Source organism: Gillisia sp. Hel_I_86 (genome assembly GCF_007827275.1).
Lineage (GTDB): Bacteria > Bacteroidota > Bacteroidia > Flavobacteriales > Flavobacteriaceae > Gillisia.
Map to the genome: position 1 here is coordinate 3913338 of NZ_VISE01000001.1, position 15339 is coordinate 3928676.

16 protein-coding genes are annotated in these 15339 nt (G+C 36.4%); 5 read left to right on the top strand and 11 right to left on the bottom strand.

Translation table 11 applies throughout. The features are described 5' to 3' along the window. Window positions 1–14: 14 nt before the first annotated feature. Window positions 15–734: a YebC/PmpR family DNA-binding transcriptional regulator gene (locus JM83_RS17465; protein WP_144963370.1), complete on the top strand. Its 720-nt coding sequence runs from the start codon at window positions 15–17 to the stop codon at window positions 732–734. Between the two features lie 12 nt (window positions 735–746). Here the strand turns inward: JM83_RS17465 and JM83_RS17470 are convergent, their stop codons facing one another. Together JM83_RS17470 and JM83_RS17475 are read right to left on the bottom strand one after the other, a co-directional pair. Further along, window positions 747–1286, bottom strand: a complete 540-nt coding sequence (locus JM83_RS17470; RefSeq protein ID WP_144963371.1) for a 1-acyl-sn-glycerol-3-phosphate acyltransferase — start codon at window positions 1284–1286, stop codon at window positions 747–749. A gap of 10 nt (window positions 1287–1296) precedes the next feature. After that, window positions 1297–2493: a proline dehydrogenase family protein gene (locus tag JM83_RS17475; protein ID WP_144963372.1), complete on the bottom strand. Its 1197-nt coding sequence runs from the start codon at window positions 2491–2493 to the stop codon at window positions 1297–1299. 103 nt (window positions 2494–2596) lie between these two features. Between JM83_RS17475 and aroB the strand changes: the two genes are divergently transcribed. Together aroB and JM83_RS17485 are read left to right on the top strand one after the other, a co-directional pair. After that, complete coding sequence (aroB, locus tag JM83_RS17480) at window positions 2597–3664, top strand: 3-dehydroquinate synthase (protein ID WP_144963373.1); 1068 nt, start codon at window positions 2597–2599, stop codon at window positions 3662–3664. A gap of 69 nt (window positions 3665–3733) precedes the next feature. Next, window positions 3734–4039 (top strand): hypothetical protein, encoded by a 306-nt coding sequence (locus JM83_RS17485; protein ID WP_144963374.1) that lies wholly within the window; start codon window positions 3734–3736, stop codon window positions 4037–4039. Window positions 4040–4103: 64 nt separating this feature from the next. On the opposite strand, the gene JM83_RS17490 is transcribed toward JM83_RS17485, so the two are convergent. From JM83_RS17490 to JM83_RS17510, 5 genes are all read right to left on the bottom strand, one after another. Then, a complete protein-coding gene (locus JM83_RS17490; RefSeq protein WP_144963375.1) occupies window positions 4104–4652 on the bottom strand; it encodes a type 1 glutamine amidotransferase domain-containing protein in 549 nt (182 codons plus the stop codon). A 129-nt stretch (window positions 4653–4781) separates the two neighbouring features. Further along, window positions 4782–5756 carry a YihY/virulence factor BrkB family protein gene (locus JM83_RS17495; protein ID WP_144963376.1) on the bottom strand — a complete coding sequence of 325 codons (975 nt, stop codon included), beginning with the start codon at window positions 5754–5756 and terminating at the stop codon, window positions 4782–4784. Next, window positions 5753–6271: a DinB family protein gene (locus JM83_RS17500; RefSeq protein WP_144963377.1), complete on the bottom strand. Its 519-nt coding sequence runs from the start codon at window positions 6269–6271 to the stop codon at window positions 5753–5755. The genes JM83_RS17495 and JM83_RS17500 overlap by 4 nt, the downstream gene beginning before the upstream one ends. A 419-nt stretch (window positions 6272–6690) precedes the next feature. Then, on the bottom strand, window positions 6691–7170 hold the full coding sequence (locus JM83_RS17505) for an Lrp/AsnC family transcriptional regulator (protein WP_144963378.1): 480 nt from the start codon (window positions 7168–7170) through the stop codon (window positions 6691–6693). 66 nt (window positions 7171–7236) lie between these two features. Beyond that, window positions 7237–8400, bottom strand: coding sequence for a M14 metallopeptidase family protein (locus JM83_RS17510; RefSeq protein ID WP_144963379.1), 1164 nt, complete (start codon window positions 8398–8400; stop codon window positions 7237–7239). A gap of 280 nt (window positions 8401–8680) precedes the next feature. Between JM83_RS17510 and JM83_RS17515 the strand changes: the two genes are divergently transcribed. Together JM83_RS17515 and JM83_RS17520 are read left to right on the top strand one after the other, a co-directional pair. After that, a complete protein-coding gene (locus tag JM83_RS17515) occupies window positions 8681–9106 on the top strand; it encodes a helix-turn-helix transcriptional regulator (protein ID WP_144963380.1) in 426 nt (141 codons plus the stop codon). 120 nt (window positions 9107–9226) lie between these two features. Further along, window positions 9227–9604 (top strand): DNA topoisomerase IV, encoded by a 378-nt coding sequence (locus tag JM83_RS17520; RefSeq protein WP_144963381.1) that lies wholly within the window; start codon window positions 9227–9229, stop codon window positions 9602–9604. A 164-nt stretch (window positions 9605–9768) separates the two neighbouring features. On the opposite strand, the gene mscL is transcribed toward JM83_RS17520, so the two are convergent. The 4 genes from mscL to JM83_RS17540 are packed head-to-tail and all read right to left on the bottom strand — an operon-like array spanning window position 9769 to window position 15232. Next, a complete protein-coding gene (gene mscL, locus JM83_RS17525) occupies window positions 9769–10224 on the bottom strand; it encodes a large-conductance mechanosensitive channel protein MscL (RefSeq protein WP_144963382.1) in 456 nt (151 codons plus the stop codon). After that, window positions 10224–12887, bottom strand: a complete 2664-nt coding sequence (locus JM83_RS17530; RefSeq protein ID WP_144963383.1) for a DNA gyrase/topoisomerase IV subunit A — start codon at window positions 12885–12887, stop codon at window positions 10224–10226. The genes mscL and JM83_RS17530 overlap by 1 nt, the downstream gene beginning before the upstream one ends. Beyond that, on the bottom strand, window positions 12887–13375 hold the full coding sequence (locus JM83_RS17535; protein WP_144963384.1) for a hypothetical protein: 489 nt from the start codon (window positions 13373–13375) through the stop codon (window positions 12887–12889). Before JM83_RS17535 ends, JM83_RS17530 begins: the two co-directional genes overlap by 1 nt. Before the next feature lie 3 nt (window positions 13376–13378). Continuing rightward, a complete protein-coding gene (locus tag JM83_RS17540; RefSeq protein ID WP_144963385.1) occupies window positions 13379–15232 on the bottom strand; it encodes a DNA topoisomerase IV subunit B in 1854 nt (617 codons plus the stop codon). Window positions 15233–15339: the final 107 nt, after the last annotated feature.

A 15339-nucleotide genomic window follows, 5' to 3' on the forward strand; every position in this document is an offset into this window, starting at 1 on the left:
GATTTATATTTTTTATGGGAAGAGCATTCGAATTTAGAAAAGCACGTAAAATGAAGCGTTGGTCCGCAATGGCCAAAGCATTTACTAGGATTGGGAAGGATATAGTAATGGCTGTAAAAGAAGGCGGCCCCGATCCGGATAGTAATTCCAGGCTGCGTGCTGTTATTCAGAATGCGAAAAGTGTGAACATGCCCAAAGATAATATCGATCGTGCTATTAAGCGGGCGAGCGATAAAAGTCAAGGGGATTACAAAATAGTGCTTTTTGAAGGCTACGCTCCTCATGGGATTGCGGTACTTGTAGAAACTGCTACAGATAATAACAATAGGACTGTTGCCAATGTGCGCATGCACTTTAGCAAAAGCGACGGGAATTTAGGAACTTCCGGTTCTGTGGAATTCATGTTTGACCATACATGTAATTTCAGAATTGATGCAGAGGGACAAGATGCGGAAGAATTAGAGCTGGAATTGATCGATTTTGGTGCCGAAGAAGTTTTTGAAGATGAAGATGGAATTTTAATCTATGCTCCTTTTGAAAGTTTTGGAGCCATTCAGAAAGAATTGGAAAACAGGAATATCGAAATTTTATCTTCCGGATTCGAAAGGATTCCTCAAGTGACCAAAAAATTATCTGCAGAAGAAGCTGCAGATGTAGAAAAATTATTGGAGCGGTTAGAAGAAGATGATGATGTCCAGAATGTGTACCACACTATGGACGAGTCAGAAGAATAAGCTCTTAAGAAACTAAAATTGATTTGGAAATTTCCCTTGAACACCTTCATAAAAACTTTGAATTTTTGGAAGGTCTTTTTCAATATCACCTGTGGTATAAAAAGGCTCAGAAAAGTTGGTTGATTTTTTGCCATAATCAAAAGCGACCATTATAATGGGAACATTGGCTGCTTCAGCAATATAATAGAACCCCGTTCTCCACCTCTTGGATTTTTTCCTGGTCCCTTCGGGTGATAAAGCCAATCTAAAGATTTTTTTGGATTCAAAAATAGCCGCTATTGCTGCAACTTTCTTTTCTTTGGAAACCCTATCAACGGGTGCTCCTCCCATCCATCTAAAATACCAACCAAAAGGTGGCTTGAACAACTCCTTCTTTCCAACAAAATTTATTTCCAAATCCAAGATATTCCGAACTAATACCCCTAGGGAAAAATCCCACCAACTTGTGTGGGGAGCTACAATAAAAATACATTTTTCGATATTTTTATCAAAAGCACCTTGAATTTTCCATTTATAGAGCTTAAAATAAATAAACTTGGAAATGAAACCCATAAGTTTCAAATTATTCTCGATTCCCTTTGGTAGGCTCTCCTTTTCGGCGCTTTTTTTCTTCTATGAGCAAAGCTAGCTCCCTACCGGTTTGCCCCTTTACAGAGGTGTTCTCCTCTGCTCTTCGAATTAAATAGGGAATTACCTCCCTAACAGGGCCAAAAGGCACCAATTTTGCCGTGTTGTATCCTTTTTTAGCAAGGTTTAAACTTATATGATCGCTCATTCCGTATAATTGGCTAAACCATACCCGGGAGTCATTAATGGCAATATTCTTATCTTCCATTATTTGTAAAGCAAGATAATTGCTCATTTCATTATGGGTGCCTACAAATAGGGAAATATCATCTATATGAGCCAAACAATAGGCTAATACCCCATTAAAGCTTACATCTGTAGCTTCTTTGCTTTCGCAGATGGGAGTTGGATATCCCATTTTATGTGCGCGTTCATTTTCCTTTTCCATATATGCTCCCCGAACGATCTTTACCCCCAGCTTATAGCCGGCAGCTTTCGCCTTGAGATGCAAAGCTTGTAAGTAATTCAATCTATCCCATCTATAACATTGCAGCGTATTAAATACAATCTCTTTTTCCTTGTTGTATTTTTCCATCATCTCTTCAATAAGATCATCTACGGCATCTTGCATCCATGATTCTTCACTATCTGCCAAAACACTTATATCATTCTTATAAGCAGCTTCACAAATAAGATCTACCCTATTTTTAACGCGTGCCCACTCTTCTTCTTCCTGGATGCTTAAAGTTTCTTTAGAAGAAACTTTCTCCCAGATCCCAAATCTTCCAATTCCTGTTGGCTTAAAAACAGCATAGGGAAGTTCTTTCTTTTCTGAAGCAAATTCAATAACACTGATTTTCTTTTTCATGGCAGCATCAAATTGTGCCTCCTCCTCTTTTCCTTCAACAGAATAATCCAAAATACTATGCAACTTCTTGGTATACATTTTATCGATCACCTTCATACAATCTTCGGTGGTTTCACCTCCACTAAATTGATTGAAAATGGTCTTTTTAATAAGACCCTCTACTGGTAAATGCAATTTTAAGGATACTTTGGTAAGATAAGTGCCAATTTTCACTAAGCTTGGCCTATTTATCATGTTGAATAAAAATAAGGCCCGGTTAAGTTCTTCGTTGGATTTTAGTTCAAAAGCTGTTTTGGTATCGTCAAAGATTTTTTGTGTGATCATTTATAAGATATTAATGTTACAAATATAATTATTGAGTTAGGATATTTTTATTATTTTCTGCTTATTTTCGATATTTACAAATTTGAACAAAACCTCTAAAAATATGATTGTTTTAGCTAGTCAAGCTCCAATTTTTTATACAGGAAACGGGTACACCAAATTATCCAATTACCTAAGCTCTTCCAAGCCGTCCCTAATCTTTGTCCTGGTAGATACCAATACCCACAATAATTGCCTAAATACGTTTCTTCAACAGCTAGAAACAGATGTAACTATTGAAATTATTGAGATGGATGCTGGGGAAGAGCACAAAAATATCGAAACCTGTTCTGGAATTTGGGAAACCCTGTCTGAATTGGGAGCAGATAGAAAAAGCCTTATGATCAACCTGGGAGGCGGGGTTATTACAGACCTTGGTGGCTTTGTTGCCAGCACTTTCAAAAGAGGAATCGCTTATATAAACGTACCCACCAGCTTGCTCGCAATGGTGGATGCTTCGGTTGGAGGAAAATGCGGAGTAGATCTTGGGAATTTAAAAAATCAGATCGGGGTTATCAATCAGTCTGAAATGGTGTTGATAGATCCCAACTATCTTATAACGCTACCGGCAAATGAAATGCGCAGCGGTTTGGCAGAAATTTTAAAACACGGCCTCATTGCCAGCGAAGAATATTGGGAAAAAGCAACCAATCTTGAGGCTCTTGCATTAGAAGATCTTGACAGTCTTATTATGGAATCCATCGAGATAAAATCCAGGATTGTCAAGGAAGATCCTACGGAAAAAAATATCCGAAAAACCCTTAATTATGGACATACCTTAGGACATGCCATAGAATCCTATTTTTTGACCAATCCAAATAAAACCACGTTACTCCATGGAGAGGCAATTGCAGCAGGAATGATCATGGCCACCTATCTATCCCATAAAATATGCGGTTTTTCCGAGAACAACTTAAAGAAGGTCACCAAAAAAATCAACGGGTTATTTCCAAAGATAAATCTGGTTGAAGAAGATTATGAAAAAGTCCTTGATCTTCTTAAATTCGACAAGAAAAATTCACATGGAAACATAAATTTCGTCCTTTTGAAGGATTTTGGGGAAGCTGAATTAGATGTAATAGTGCCGAATAACCAATTAAAACAGGCGATGGATTATTATCTTAAAAATTAATTTTAAAATTAATTCCACCGCATGAAAATAATGTTAATTTTACTATAATTGCATCATTAAATCTTAGGTATGAAAAGAATCATTGTGGATTACAAAAAGTTAACTCCGGAAATTTTGAGCTTATTGGTAGACAAATATCCCGATGGGTATGATGATGACCATGTAATTTCATTTAAAAATGCCAAAAATGAGCATATTGAAGCTGTGGAAGTACGTACAGAAGATTCTATCTATTTGGTCAAAGTAAGTACCAAGTTAGAGAATACCATGGCAAACTACGATGAGGAAGATTATGATGATTCCGATTTTAATGAGCCAATTGTTGAAATTCCAGAAAAAAACGATGGCGAAGAAGATGATGACGATCTCGATTAAAAGAATAAAAAAGCGGTCTATTTTTAAATAGTCCGCTTTTTTATTTTGTGTTTTAATTAAAGGTCTAGGAATGTTGCTTCTCGTGCTTCCCTTCGTGGATTTCCTCAATAAGCTTCGCATTAAAAGCCGGCAAATCATTTGGGGTTCTACTGGTAACCAAGCCTTCATCTACAACCACTTCTTTATCTACCCAATGCGCACCCGCATTTTCAAGATCTGTCTTAATAGAGTTAAATGAGGTCATTTTTCTACCTTTTACTACATCTGCTTCAATTAAAGTCCAAGCTGCATGGCATATAGCTGCTACCGGTTTTTTTTGATTAAAAAAGTCCCTCACAAAAGTTAACACCTCTTCTTCTCTTCTTAATTTATCCGGGTTTATAACTCCTCCTGGTAAAACCAGTGCATTATAATCCTTGGCATTCACTTCGCCCAAGGTTTTATCTACCTTACATTCTTTAGACCAATCGCCGTCCGACCAAGATTTAATACTTCCAGATTTCAAACTAACTATTTCAACTTTAAACCCTTCTTTCTCCATCGCATCTTTAGGAGATTTAAGCTCACTTTCTTCAAATCCATCTGTTGCCAAAATGGCTATTCTCTTTTTCATAATCTTTTTGTTTTAGTGTTTAACTTCTAATTATGTCAAAGATACTTTTTAAGGTGCTCCAATGTTATTAAGGAGTTTATAAAAAATCGCAGGATATGGTTAAACGTCTGCTAAAATACGGTTCAGTTTTTAATCATTTTTGGAGTCATTCGTTTCCAAATCCTCCCTAACTTTATCGTCCTCCTTTAATTTTTGCTTTTTCTCCTCCAATTTTTCCATTTCTTGATGAATTGCAGGTTCGCTAAATTCCGTAGGTGTTATTTTTTCTTTTTTATATCGTGCATACTGAACAGTAAATTCTGCTCCAAAGAACATAATCAAGCAAGTATAATTCACCCAAAGTAAAATAAGGACCATAGAACTGGCTCCTCCATATACCGATGCAGGATCTGTTCTACCAAAATAGATCCCAATTAAATATTCACCTATTAAGAAAAGGATTGTGGTTAATGATGCACCAAAGAGGGTAACCTTCCATCTAATTTTGATATCTGGCAATAGTTTAAAAATAGAGCCAAAAAGCAGGGTAATAAATACGAGAGAAAGCAATGAATTCACTATATCGAGACCTAGTGCAGTTAAAGCAGGTGCATAACTTTCTATATAATCGCTGAGCATCCTAATGATTGCTGAAACTATGAGCCCCAAAAGCATTAAAAACCCTATAACCAGGATCATTCCAAACGAAATCACCCGATCCATGAGCATTCTGAAATAAGTCTCCTTTTTTTCAGCTACGTTCCAGATATTGTTCATCGCTTTTTTAAGTTGAAAAAACACCCCTGTAGCCCCAAAAATCAACATAAATACCCCAAAAATAACTGCAAGTGTAGAATTGCTGCTCAAAGCGGCATTACTTATCATGTTTTCTATGATAATAGCAGAATCCTCACCAATAAATTCAGCTATTTGACCGGTGATTCTTCCCGTTACCGCTTCCCTTCCAAAAAAATAACCTGCAATACTCACTATAATAATAAGCAAAGACGGTAATGAAAATAAGGTATAATAGGCAATAATGGCACTTCTTGCCCATGGGTCATTACTGTTCCAACTTACATAGGACTGTTTTAGAAGCTTCCAGAAGTTCTTAGGCTTCATCATAATCCGTAATGTGATTTAAACAATAATAAATGGTGCTTTTGGTGGCCAGCAGAAATAAACCCAGCTGCACGTGGGCTTAATTGCGATTTACTTGCTTCTCCAAGTTTACCGGACATTTCTTCTTCGAAACTTTCAAAAAGAGCAATCCCAGCTTCTCTCACCAATTTGAATTCCTTAATAAAACTGTTAAGGCTTCTTCTATGTGCTTTAGAAACGGGAACGTAAGCATCATGATCGAAGCCTGGAAGCGGCGTTACATCCCCACGGGCTATCGTTAAGGCGCGATATTGAAAAATACGCTCTGTATCTATAATGTGCTGGAGCACCTGTGCCACGTTCCATTTCCCTTCAGCATAAGAAAGCTTTAAATCTTCTTCCTTTAACCCATTTAAAAAATTTATAAATTCAACTTTTTGATCTTTTAAAATTGGAACCAAATGATCGTCTGGAAGTTTATCTATATAGGGTTGATAAAAGGCATTATATTCTGAAGTATTTAAATCTGATAGTTTCATAAGAATGTCGAAAAATAAATTGTTTGTCCGTAAAATATCCTGAACTGAAAAAGGACGTCATTCTGTCCCGACCGTTCGGGAGTTTCAGAATCTCATTTCAATGTAAACCAATGCAATATTGAGACCCTGAAATAAATTACCATTGACGGATTTTTATTTATTTGTGAATCCAAGGCCCTAAAACCAGTTCAGGGTGACGATGCGAAATTGTCGTCATGCTGAACTTGTTTCAGCATCCCATCGCTTATATAAAAAATACGTCAATTTCCTACGCTGGATAATTTTTTTATCACGGGTCTCAGGGTGACGAAAGAACTATTAGGGCAAAAAACAGATATATAAAATAAATTAAAATCCAAAGTTTAAAAAAACCCTTTATTCCAATAGGCCTAAAGGGTTTTTATGAAAATTCAAGCTATTTACAATTCATTAAAGATAGAATGCATCAATCGCTTTTTATCATTCATGCTTTCCTCTAAGGAGATCATCGTTTCGGTCCTGTAAACCCCTTCGATATCATCTAACTGAAATATGATCTCTTTTGCATGTTGTGTGTTTTTAGCACGTATTTTACAGAAAACATTGAATTTCCCTGTAGTTACGTGAGCAACAGTCACGAAAGGTATGTTGTTAATACGCTCCAACACGAATTTTGTTTGCGAGGTATTCTTCAAAAATATACCTACATAGGCAATAAAAGCGTATCCTAATTTTTCGTAATTCAACGTGAGTGTGGAACCCAAAATTATTTGTGCCTCTTCCATTTTCTTAACACGCACATGTACGGTCCCTGCAGATATATTCAATTTTTTAGCAATATCAGTAAACGGAGTACGCGTGTTCTCGATTAGCATATCCAGAATCTGATGATCAGTTTCGTCTAATTTATATTTTGCCATAATCCTTAAAGTCTTTTAATGAAACACAAAATTAGTACAAATTGGCAAGACAATTAGTAAAGAAATTTAATTTTTTTCATAATTTATCATTAAAAATTCATTTTTAAGGAGAATTTTATTAACTATAACGTTTTCGATGAGTTCTTTATTATCGGGAAGTGTGACCCGCTCAAAATCGCATTGAATTTCCTTGTGTGCAAAAAACGCTATTTTAGGAGATATATTTTCTATGCTGCCCAAAAATTTTATTTCGGTATCCATTAAAATTTCTTTAAACTGAATGGCAATATCGACGATCTGGCCATTAACCTCTGCGTTCCTCAATATTACATCATAGAAAAGCTTCTCATTTTCAGGAATATTAAAATAAACCGAAGTATCAAATTTCTTGTAAGATTGAGTAGAAATTGCATTTAAAGCTGAAAAAAGAGCATAAAAGACATATTCCCTTGTTTTATCACGAGCATAATCCCCATAGGAATGACCAGCTTCAAACAAAATGGTTGGCACGCCCATGCTTTGGAAGGCATCCCCAGTGCAATTGGCATTAAAACCATCATCATACCTGCCAATTCTGTTTGGTATAAGTTGAGAGAGATCTTTATAGATAGCCCCTATAACTTTCATGGAACCTGTCCTGGATGGCGTTACTGTTCTTTCAAGATCTTCTGAAGGGGTTAAAAACGATAAGGTAGCAGGAAATTCCTTTGATCCCGCACTAAAAATGGTTCGCTGGTCATGAAGATTGAAGCAGAAATCTGGTTGAAAATCATCAAATACCGCCCTTAAAACCCGGCTTTCCACTTGAGACAAGTCCTTTGCGTCCCTATTTAAATCGATCTCATTGGCATTTACACGAGTATAAGCTCTAGCGCCATCTGGATTTAGCATTGGGATTATATATAAGGTACAATTGCTTACCATATTCTTTACAACAGAATCCTGCGAACAATTGCTAAACACATTTAGCATATCGAAAACAGCCTTAGTGGTTGTAGATTCATTTCCATGCATTTGAGACCACATAAGGATTTTAACTTTCCCCGTGCCAACTTTAATTAGATGGATGGGTTCGCCTAAAGTTGATTCACCTAAAATTTCTGATTCAAAATTTGAGGCAGCTTTTTTTAAAGGCACGGAAATATGTGTGGCATTTATGTATCTCCCATTTAAAGCAGCTTCTTTAAAAATCGCGTAGTCCCTTAAAATTGATGGTGGAATATTTATCATGTTTACAAAAGTAAATAATCATTAATTTACAATTGTAAACAATAGGGATTTACATTTCTGTTTACAATAGTAAACAATTAAGGGGAATTGATCAGCATGAGAAATGGAAAAATTCCATTAATTTATATTTTAATATATAAACTATTTGTTTTTAGTTGTTTATACTATGCTACATAAAGATAAAGTTCATATAAATGATAATAAATTACAATTGTAACTTGCAATAGTTCATATAATGTTTTACATTTGTGAACAAATAAAAAGCAATCTCTAATTTACAATGGTAAACAGTGAAGAGTTCTCGAAAAGGCTGCAAATAATCCTGGATTATTACGATATTTCTGCGGCGGTTTTTGCAGATGCCATCCACGTTGGCCGCTCCTCCATCTCGCATATTCTTTCCGGAAGAAATAAACCTAGCCTGGATTTTGTGCTTAAAATTGTGCAAACGTATCCTGAAGTAGAATTGTATTGGCTCTTAAATGGGAAAGGGAATTTTCCAAAATCGGAACCAGATAAAACAATCCCATCTCAAAAACCTGAGGCTCCTGCCCCATTAATTAATGATGAAAAATCTAAAATTGCACAACCAATTGAAAGTTCCTTTACACCAAAGAGCTTTCCCGGAAGCAACTTTTCGGCTAAAACAATTAAACGAGTGGTGCTTTTTTATGAAGATGGTACTTTTGAGGCCTTCGAAAATTGATAATTAGGCTATATTATCTTTATTTTGCAGCATGAAAGCCCATAATGGGTTTTTAATCCAAATGATCACTATTACTTTCCTAAATAAAGCAAACTTAATGATCGTTGAAATCTCATTTAAATGAAAAAAATTTATTCCTGCCTCTGTTTCGTTTTCCTTTTAAGCTCATGTTATTCCCCAGAGAAAAACTGTAAACAATTCCATACAGGAACCTTTGAATTTGAATCTTATTTAAATGGAGAGCTTGTTACCTCTACCTTCACTAGGAATGACACGCTGGAAATTGACACTTTTCAAGGATCTGTGGACACCTCCTCTGTAAGATGGATCAACGATTGCGAGTATATAATAAAGAATCTGCACCCGAAGAATATAGCAGAAAAAAAGCCTTTGCATATCAAGATACTTACTACTAAAGATGATTCCTACACTTTTGAATATGGTTTGGTTGGCGATGCGAAGAAGAATAAAGGAACTGTAATTAAGATTGAAAATTGAACTACCGCCAGACAGAGTTATCAAGGTATCGGCATCTCGCTGCGCTACAGGAGCCAAGAAACTAGAATGTTGTCTTGATTCTTGGTTCTTGCCTCTTTATTTCTTTACATGCAGTGATATATGGACGCAACATCCCAAGCAGGGACTACGAGGAAATTTATAGATTAAAGCTCGCTTCTCCTATTTTTCAAAAGCTCATTCTGCTCTTGCATTAAATCTGTAAGATCAGAGAGCAACTGAATTTCTTTAGGGGTTTCAACGGTTTTATCTTTAGGATCTTGGGCTTTTCTTCTAAAGCTGTTCATGAACTTTACAACCAGAAAAATTGTAAATCCAATGATCACAAAATCCAGCAGCGCTTCTATCAAAGCACCATAACCAATGGCAATTTCAGTTACTTCTCCCGCGCCGGCTTTAGCAGCATCTATTCCTTCTCGAAGAACAATTCTCCTGTCTGCGAATTTAATTCCATCTGTAAGCATGGAAAGAGGTGGCATCACTACTTGTTTAACCAGAACGTCCACAACTTTATTGAAAGCGGTACCTATAATGATACCTATTGCCATATCGATCATGTTGCCTTTAACAGCAAACTCCTTGAATTCTTTAAATAACCCCATTACTCATCAAATAATTTTGTTTGACTTTCCTCGCCATTATTTTTCACTTTCGATGATACATCAGAAGCGCTTTCTTCCTTCTTACCTTCTTCTCCATCGACAACTTCCTCTTCCAAAACTTCCAATTCCTCAAGAACCACTTCTTCTACCTCATAAGGCACGGGATCCAATAAATTTATTTGTTTTATTTTTTCCGTGGTAAGCTGATTTCCAAGGGCTTTAATCCCCTTTACCGAAATAAATTCTTCAATATTGATTATTTGATTTTCTCTGGCATCCTTTCCCCTTATTTTAGAAAAGACAAGCTCAACTTGTGGAATATAATCTGTAGAAACCAGTTCCAAATAAGACTTTTCATGATCTCCTATAAACTGCTCATCCCGGTCTTCGTTTTCCATCAAGAACCTCTTTACATAATAACGTTCTTTCTCTGCCTCCCAGTAAATTGCTGAAATAGGTTTTTTAGGAGACCATTTTTCCAGAACGATGAATTCATCATCGAACCTAGTTGTCAATTCAGGTTTAATGGTCTTGGCAACCCCGTCTTGGGTAATAAGCAACAGCCTGTCTTCTCCCTTAAATTCCCCAAGCAACTCCCCACGCTCATCTACATTTAACCTCTTTACACTATCATCGAACCAAATTCTACGAGGTTTTAGGGTAGAAACCCCTTCTTCTTTCAGTTCTATCTTTTTAACTGCGTACTTGGTAACAATATTTCCTTTCACATTTCGGCCTTTTATCGCCATATCTGCAAAGTCTACTTCAAACTTAAGTTTTTTGATACTGCCTACCTGCCTTAAATAAACCGTGACCACCTCCGCTTCTCCATTGGGATTTGCTGAAAAATAAAGGATCTTGGAATCTTTTTTACCTTGAGAAACAGGATATTCCCGATCTCTCGTTATAGAAGTAACCGCAAATCTTTTTATATAAGAAGAACCTCCTTTGCCATCACGATAGATCAAATTATAGATCGTGCGTTTATCCTTCTTTTTAAAGACTGCCACATGAATAATATCTTTCCCAATAAACGTTTTGGAGTCTACCTTGGTGACCATCATTGTTCCATCTGCCGTAAAGCAAATGATATCATCGATATCTGAACAATCTGCAACAAACTCATCTTTCTTTAAGGAGGTTCCTATAAAACCCTCTTTCCTGTTTACATAGAGCTTTGTGTTGTGCATAGCTACTTTAGAAGCTTCTATATCATCAAACAGTTTAAGCTCTGTCTTACGTTCCCTTCCTGCTCCATATTCCTTTTTTAACCTTGTAAAATAGGCAATAGCAAAGTCTATAAGATGATCCAAATGATGTTTTACCTGTGCTATTTCATCTTCTAGGGAATCAATTTTTTGTTGTGCTTTATCTATATCGAATTTAGAGATACGCTTAATTCTAATTTCTGTTAACCTGGTAATATCCTCTTCGGTCACCGCACGTTTTAAATGGGTGATATGTGGCTTTAAACCATTATCAATGGCCTTTATAACTCCTTCCCAGGTCTCTTCTTCTTCAATATCCCGATAGATCCTGTTTTCTATAAAAATTCGTTCCAATGAAGCAAAATGCCATTGTTCTTCAAATTCTTCCAGCCTGATTTCCAAATCCCTTTTCAGCAGACTAAGCGTATGGTCTGTAGACAGTTTCAGCATTTCGGAAACCCCAAGAAAGATCGGTTTATTATCTATGATCACACAGCCTAAGGGAGAAATTGAATTCTCGCAAGTCGTGAATGCATATAATGCATCTATCATTTTATCTGGAGACACATTTGGCGGCAAATAGATCAATATTTCTACAAACTCTGCAGTGTTGTCTTCAATTCGCTTGATCTTTATCTTGCCTTTATCGTTAGCTTTTAAGATAGATTCTATTAAAGAAGTGGTTGTGGTACCAAAGGGTATCTCTGTTATAGCCAATACATTCTTCTCATATTGGGAAATTTTTGCCCGAACCCTTACCTTTCCACCCCGTTTGCCATCATTGTAATTTGAAACATCTGCTTCTCCACCAGTAGGGAAATCTGGAAATAATTTAAAATTCTTGCCTTTTAAATGTTTTATGGAAGCATCTATAAGCTCCATAAAATTGTGAGGTAAAATGCGGGTACTTAATCCAACCGCAATTCCCTCTGCCCCTTGCGCAAGCAATAATGGAAATCTAACAGGTAGATTTACCGGCTCCTTTTTCCTACCATCGTAGGATAATTGCCAATTGGTTATCTTGGGATTATAAATGACCTCCAAAGCAAATTTGGACAGTCTAGCTTCAATATATCTAGGTGCAGCTGCACGGTCCCCGGTAAAAACATTTCCCCAGTTCCCTTGCATATCTATTAAAAGATCCTTTTGCCCCACCTGCACCATGGCATCCCCAATACTCGCATCCCCATGCGGGTGATACTGCATGGTATGGCCAACGATATTGGCAACTTTGTTATATCTCCCATCATCCAGATCTTTCATGGAATGCATGATCCTGCGCTGTACTGGTTTAAAACCATCTTCTACAGCGGGAACGGCACGTTCTAAAATTACATAGGAAGCATAATCCAAAAACCAATCTTTGTACATTCCTGTAACCCGAATAAGTGTTTCTTTAGACTGCTCCTGTTCCTCTGGTGCTTCTTGGGAATTATCTTGATATTCTAAATCCATTAAGCTTCTTCTTTATTTTTCTCAAGTACTTTTCTAAGCGACTCGATCATTCCTCTTTTCTTCTTTTTATTTAAAAAAGTAATATTGAAGGTGTATTTTCTTGGGCCCTTTTTTCTTCTACTCCTAATATAAATTTTGAGCGTTGCGTAAATAAAAAAATCCGTTACTTTAAAATCTATCAATTTTCCTTTAGGAAATTCTGCTCTTTTCACACGGTATTCCATGAATTTTGAAAAAAACAACCCGTTGTTCTTAAAGTTCAGGGTTTCCCCATCGCTATCGAAATCGAAAGACTGTCCAATCCTGTGAAAATATATTCCGAAGAGTATTAATAATATATTGGGCAGAAAATGACTAAAAGTGATAGTGCTCTCATTATCTGAAGCCATCAACTCTATATTCACAAAGATATTGGTAACGAAAGCCGCGACAATTATCATGTAGATAGAAGGAACAAGCTTGGTTTCAGTAGTGTTTTTAAACCTCATAGGCTATTCCTCTATCAAATCGAGTTCGACTTTTAAATTATCTATTATAAATTCCTGCCTGTCTGGCGTATTTTTGCCCATATAAAAACTCAACAATTCTTCAATAGACATTTCCTTGTCCAACATTACAGGATCCAATCTAATATTTTCTCCAATAAAATGCTTGAATTCGTCTGGAGAGATCTCTCCAAGTCCTTTAAATCGTGTAATCTCTACTTTCCCGGCTAATTTTTCCTGCGCTTGTTGTTTTTCCAACTGACTGTAGCAATATATTGTTTCCTTTTTGTTCCGAACCCTAAATAACGGGGTTTGCAAGATATATAAATGGTTTTCCTTAATAAGTTCCGGAAAGAACTGAAGGAAAAAAGTAATTAATAACAACCTAATATGCATTCCATCCACATCGGCATCGGTTGCGATTACAATATTGTTATATCGTAAATCTGCAATAGATTCCTCTATATTTAATGCCGCTTGCAATAAATTGAATTCTTCATTCTCGTATACGATCTTTTTGGAAAGGCCATAACTATTCAACGGTTTTCCTTTTAAACTGAAAACAGCCTGTGTATTTACATCCCTTGATTTAGTGATACTACCACTCGCAGAATCTCCCTCTGTTATAAAAAGTGTAGATTCTAAATACCTTTCCTTTTTACTGTCCCCCAAATGAATTCTACAATCCCGAAGCTTTTTATTGTGCAAACTAGCTTTTTTGGCCCGATCCTTTGCTAGTTTTCTAATTCCGGATAATTCTTTGCGCTCGCGCTCCGCTTGCAAGATCTTTCGTTGTAATTTCTCGGCAGTTTCTGGATTCTTATGGAGGTAGTTATCCAAGTATTTTTTCAGAAAATCGTTTATATATGTCCGCACAGTAGGCAAATCTCCACCCATATCTGTAGAACCCAACTTTGTCTTCGTTTGACTTTCAAAGACTGGCTCCATCACTTTTATGCTTATTGCAGTCACTACCGATTTTCGAATATCGGAAGATTCATAGTTCTTCCCGAAGAATTCCCGGATCGTTCTTACCAATGATTCCCTATAGGCTATTAAATGCGTTCCCCCTTGAGAGGTGTTTTGTCCATTTACAAATGAATGATATTCTTCAGAATATTGGGTTTTACTATGTGTAAGTGCAACCTCAATATCTTCCCCTCTAAGATGAATGATTGGATAAAGTTGATCTTCTTCATTAATACTATCCCCCAGAAGGTCTTTTAATCCATTTTCTGAATAAAATTTTTGCCCATTAAAGATGATAGTAAGGCCAGGATTTAAATACACATAATTTTTGAGCATCTTTTCGATATACTCATTACGATATTTAAAGTTTTTGAAGATGCCTTCGTCTGGAGTGAACGAAACCTTTGTGCCACGGCGTCTAGAGGTTTCATCAAGTTCTTCTTCATTCATTAAATTCCCCTGCTCAAATTCTGCAGATTTAGATCTTCCATCCCTGGTGGATTCTACTTTAAAATTAGAAGATAGCGCATTAACAGCTTTTGTTCCAACCCCATTTAAACCAACCGATTTCTTGAATGCCCTGGAGTCATACTTACCCCCGGTATTCATTTTAGAAACTACATCTACCACTTTTCCCAATGGAATCCCGCGACCATAATCCCGAACAATAACACGCTGATTTTGAACGGAGATCTCAATGGTCTTCCCCGTTCCCATCACAAATTCATCGATACTGTTATCCAAAACTTCCTTAAGAAGAATATAGATGCCATCATCTGCAGTAGAACCGTCACCAAGTTTTCCAATATACATTCCAGGGCGCATTCTAATGTGCTCCTTCCAATCTAAAGAACGAATATTATCTTCGGTATACTTGGTTTCCTCGATCATAAATAGTTTGTGCCGTTGAGTCGCTAATATAAGGGTTACAATAAATAATTGAAATAGGTAGCCAACAAAGTAATTAACAAAGAAATCAAGAATGATTTAATAAGAGC

Bases quoted from the DNA above. Each gene is read 5' to 3' on its own strand.
- JM83_RS17490 (WP_144963375.1), bottom strand. From the start codon at position 4,652: ATGAAAAAGAGAATAGCCATTTTGGCAACAGATGGATTTGAAGAAAGT.
- JM83_RS17515 (WP_144963380.1), top strand. From the start codon at position 8,681: ATGGTAAACAGTGAAGAGTTCTCGAAAAGGCTGCAAATAATCCTGGAT.
- JM83_RS17495 (WP_144963376.1), bottom strand. From the start codon at position 5,756: ATGATGAAGCCTAAGAACTTCTGGAAGCTTCTAAAACAGTCCTATGTA.
- JM83_RS17535 (WP_144963384.1), bottom strand. From the start codon at position 13,375: ATGAGGTTTAAAAACACTACTGAAACCAAGCTTGTTCCTTCTATCTAC.
- JM83_RS17465 (WP_144963370.1), top strand. From the start codon at position 15: ATGGGAAGAGCATTCGAATTTAGAAAAGCACGTAAAATGAAGCGTTGG.
- JM83_RS17475 (WP_144963372.1), bottom strand. From the start codon at position 2,493: ATGATCACACAAAAAATCTTTGACGATACCAAAACAGCTTTTGAACTA.
- JM83_RS17510 (WP_144963379.1), bottom strand. From the start codon at position 8,400: ATGATAAATATTCCACCATCAATTTTAAGGGACTACGCGATTTTTAAA.
- aroB (WP_144963373.1), top strand. From the start codon at position 2,597: ATGATTGTTTTAGCTAGTCAAGCTCCAATTTTTTATACAGGAAACGGG.
- JM83_RS17485 (WP_144963374.1), top strand. From the start codon at position 3,734: ATGAAAAGAATCATTGTGGATTACAAAAAGTTAACTCCGGAAATTTTG.
- JM83_RS17505 (WP_144963378.1), bottom strand. From the start codon at position 7,170: ATGGCAAAATATAAATTAGACGAAACTGATCATCAGATTCTGGATATG.
- JM83_RS17540 (WP_144963385.1), bottom strand. From the start codon at position 15,232: ATGATCGAGGAAACCAAGTATACCGAAGATAATATTCGTTCTTTAGAT.
- mscL (WP_144963382.1), bottom strand. From the start codon at position 10,224: ATGGGGTTATTTAAAGAATTCAAGGAGTTTGCTGTTAAAGGCAACATG.
- JM83_RS17470 (WP_144963371.1), bottom strand. From the start codon at position 1,286: ATGGGTTTCATTTCCAAGTTTATTTATTTTAAGCTCTATAAATGGAAA.
- JM83_RS17530 (WP_144963383.1), bottom strand. From the start codon at position 12,887: ATGGATTTAGAATATCAAGATAATTCCCAAGAAGCACCAGAGGAACAG.
- JM83_RS17520 (WP_144963381.1), top strand. From the start codon at position 9,227: ATGAAAAAAATTTATTCCTGCCTCTGTTTCGTTTTCCTTTTAAGCTCA.
- JM83_RS17500 (WP_144963377.1), bottom strand. From the start codon at position 6,271: ATGAAACTATCAGATTTAAATACTTCAGAATATAATGCCTTTTATCAA.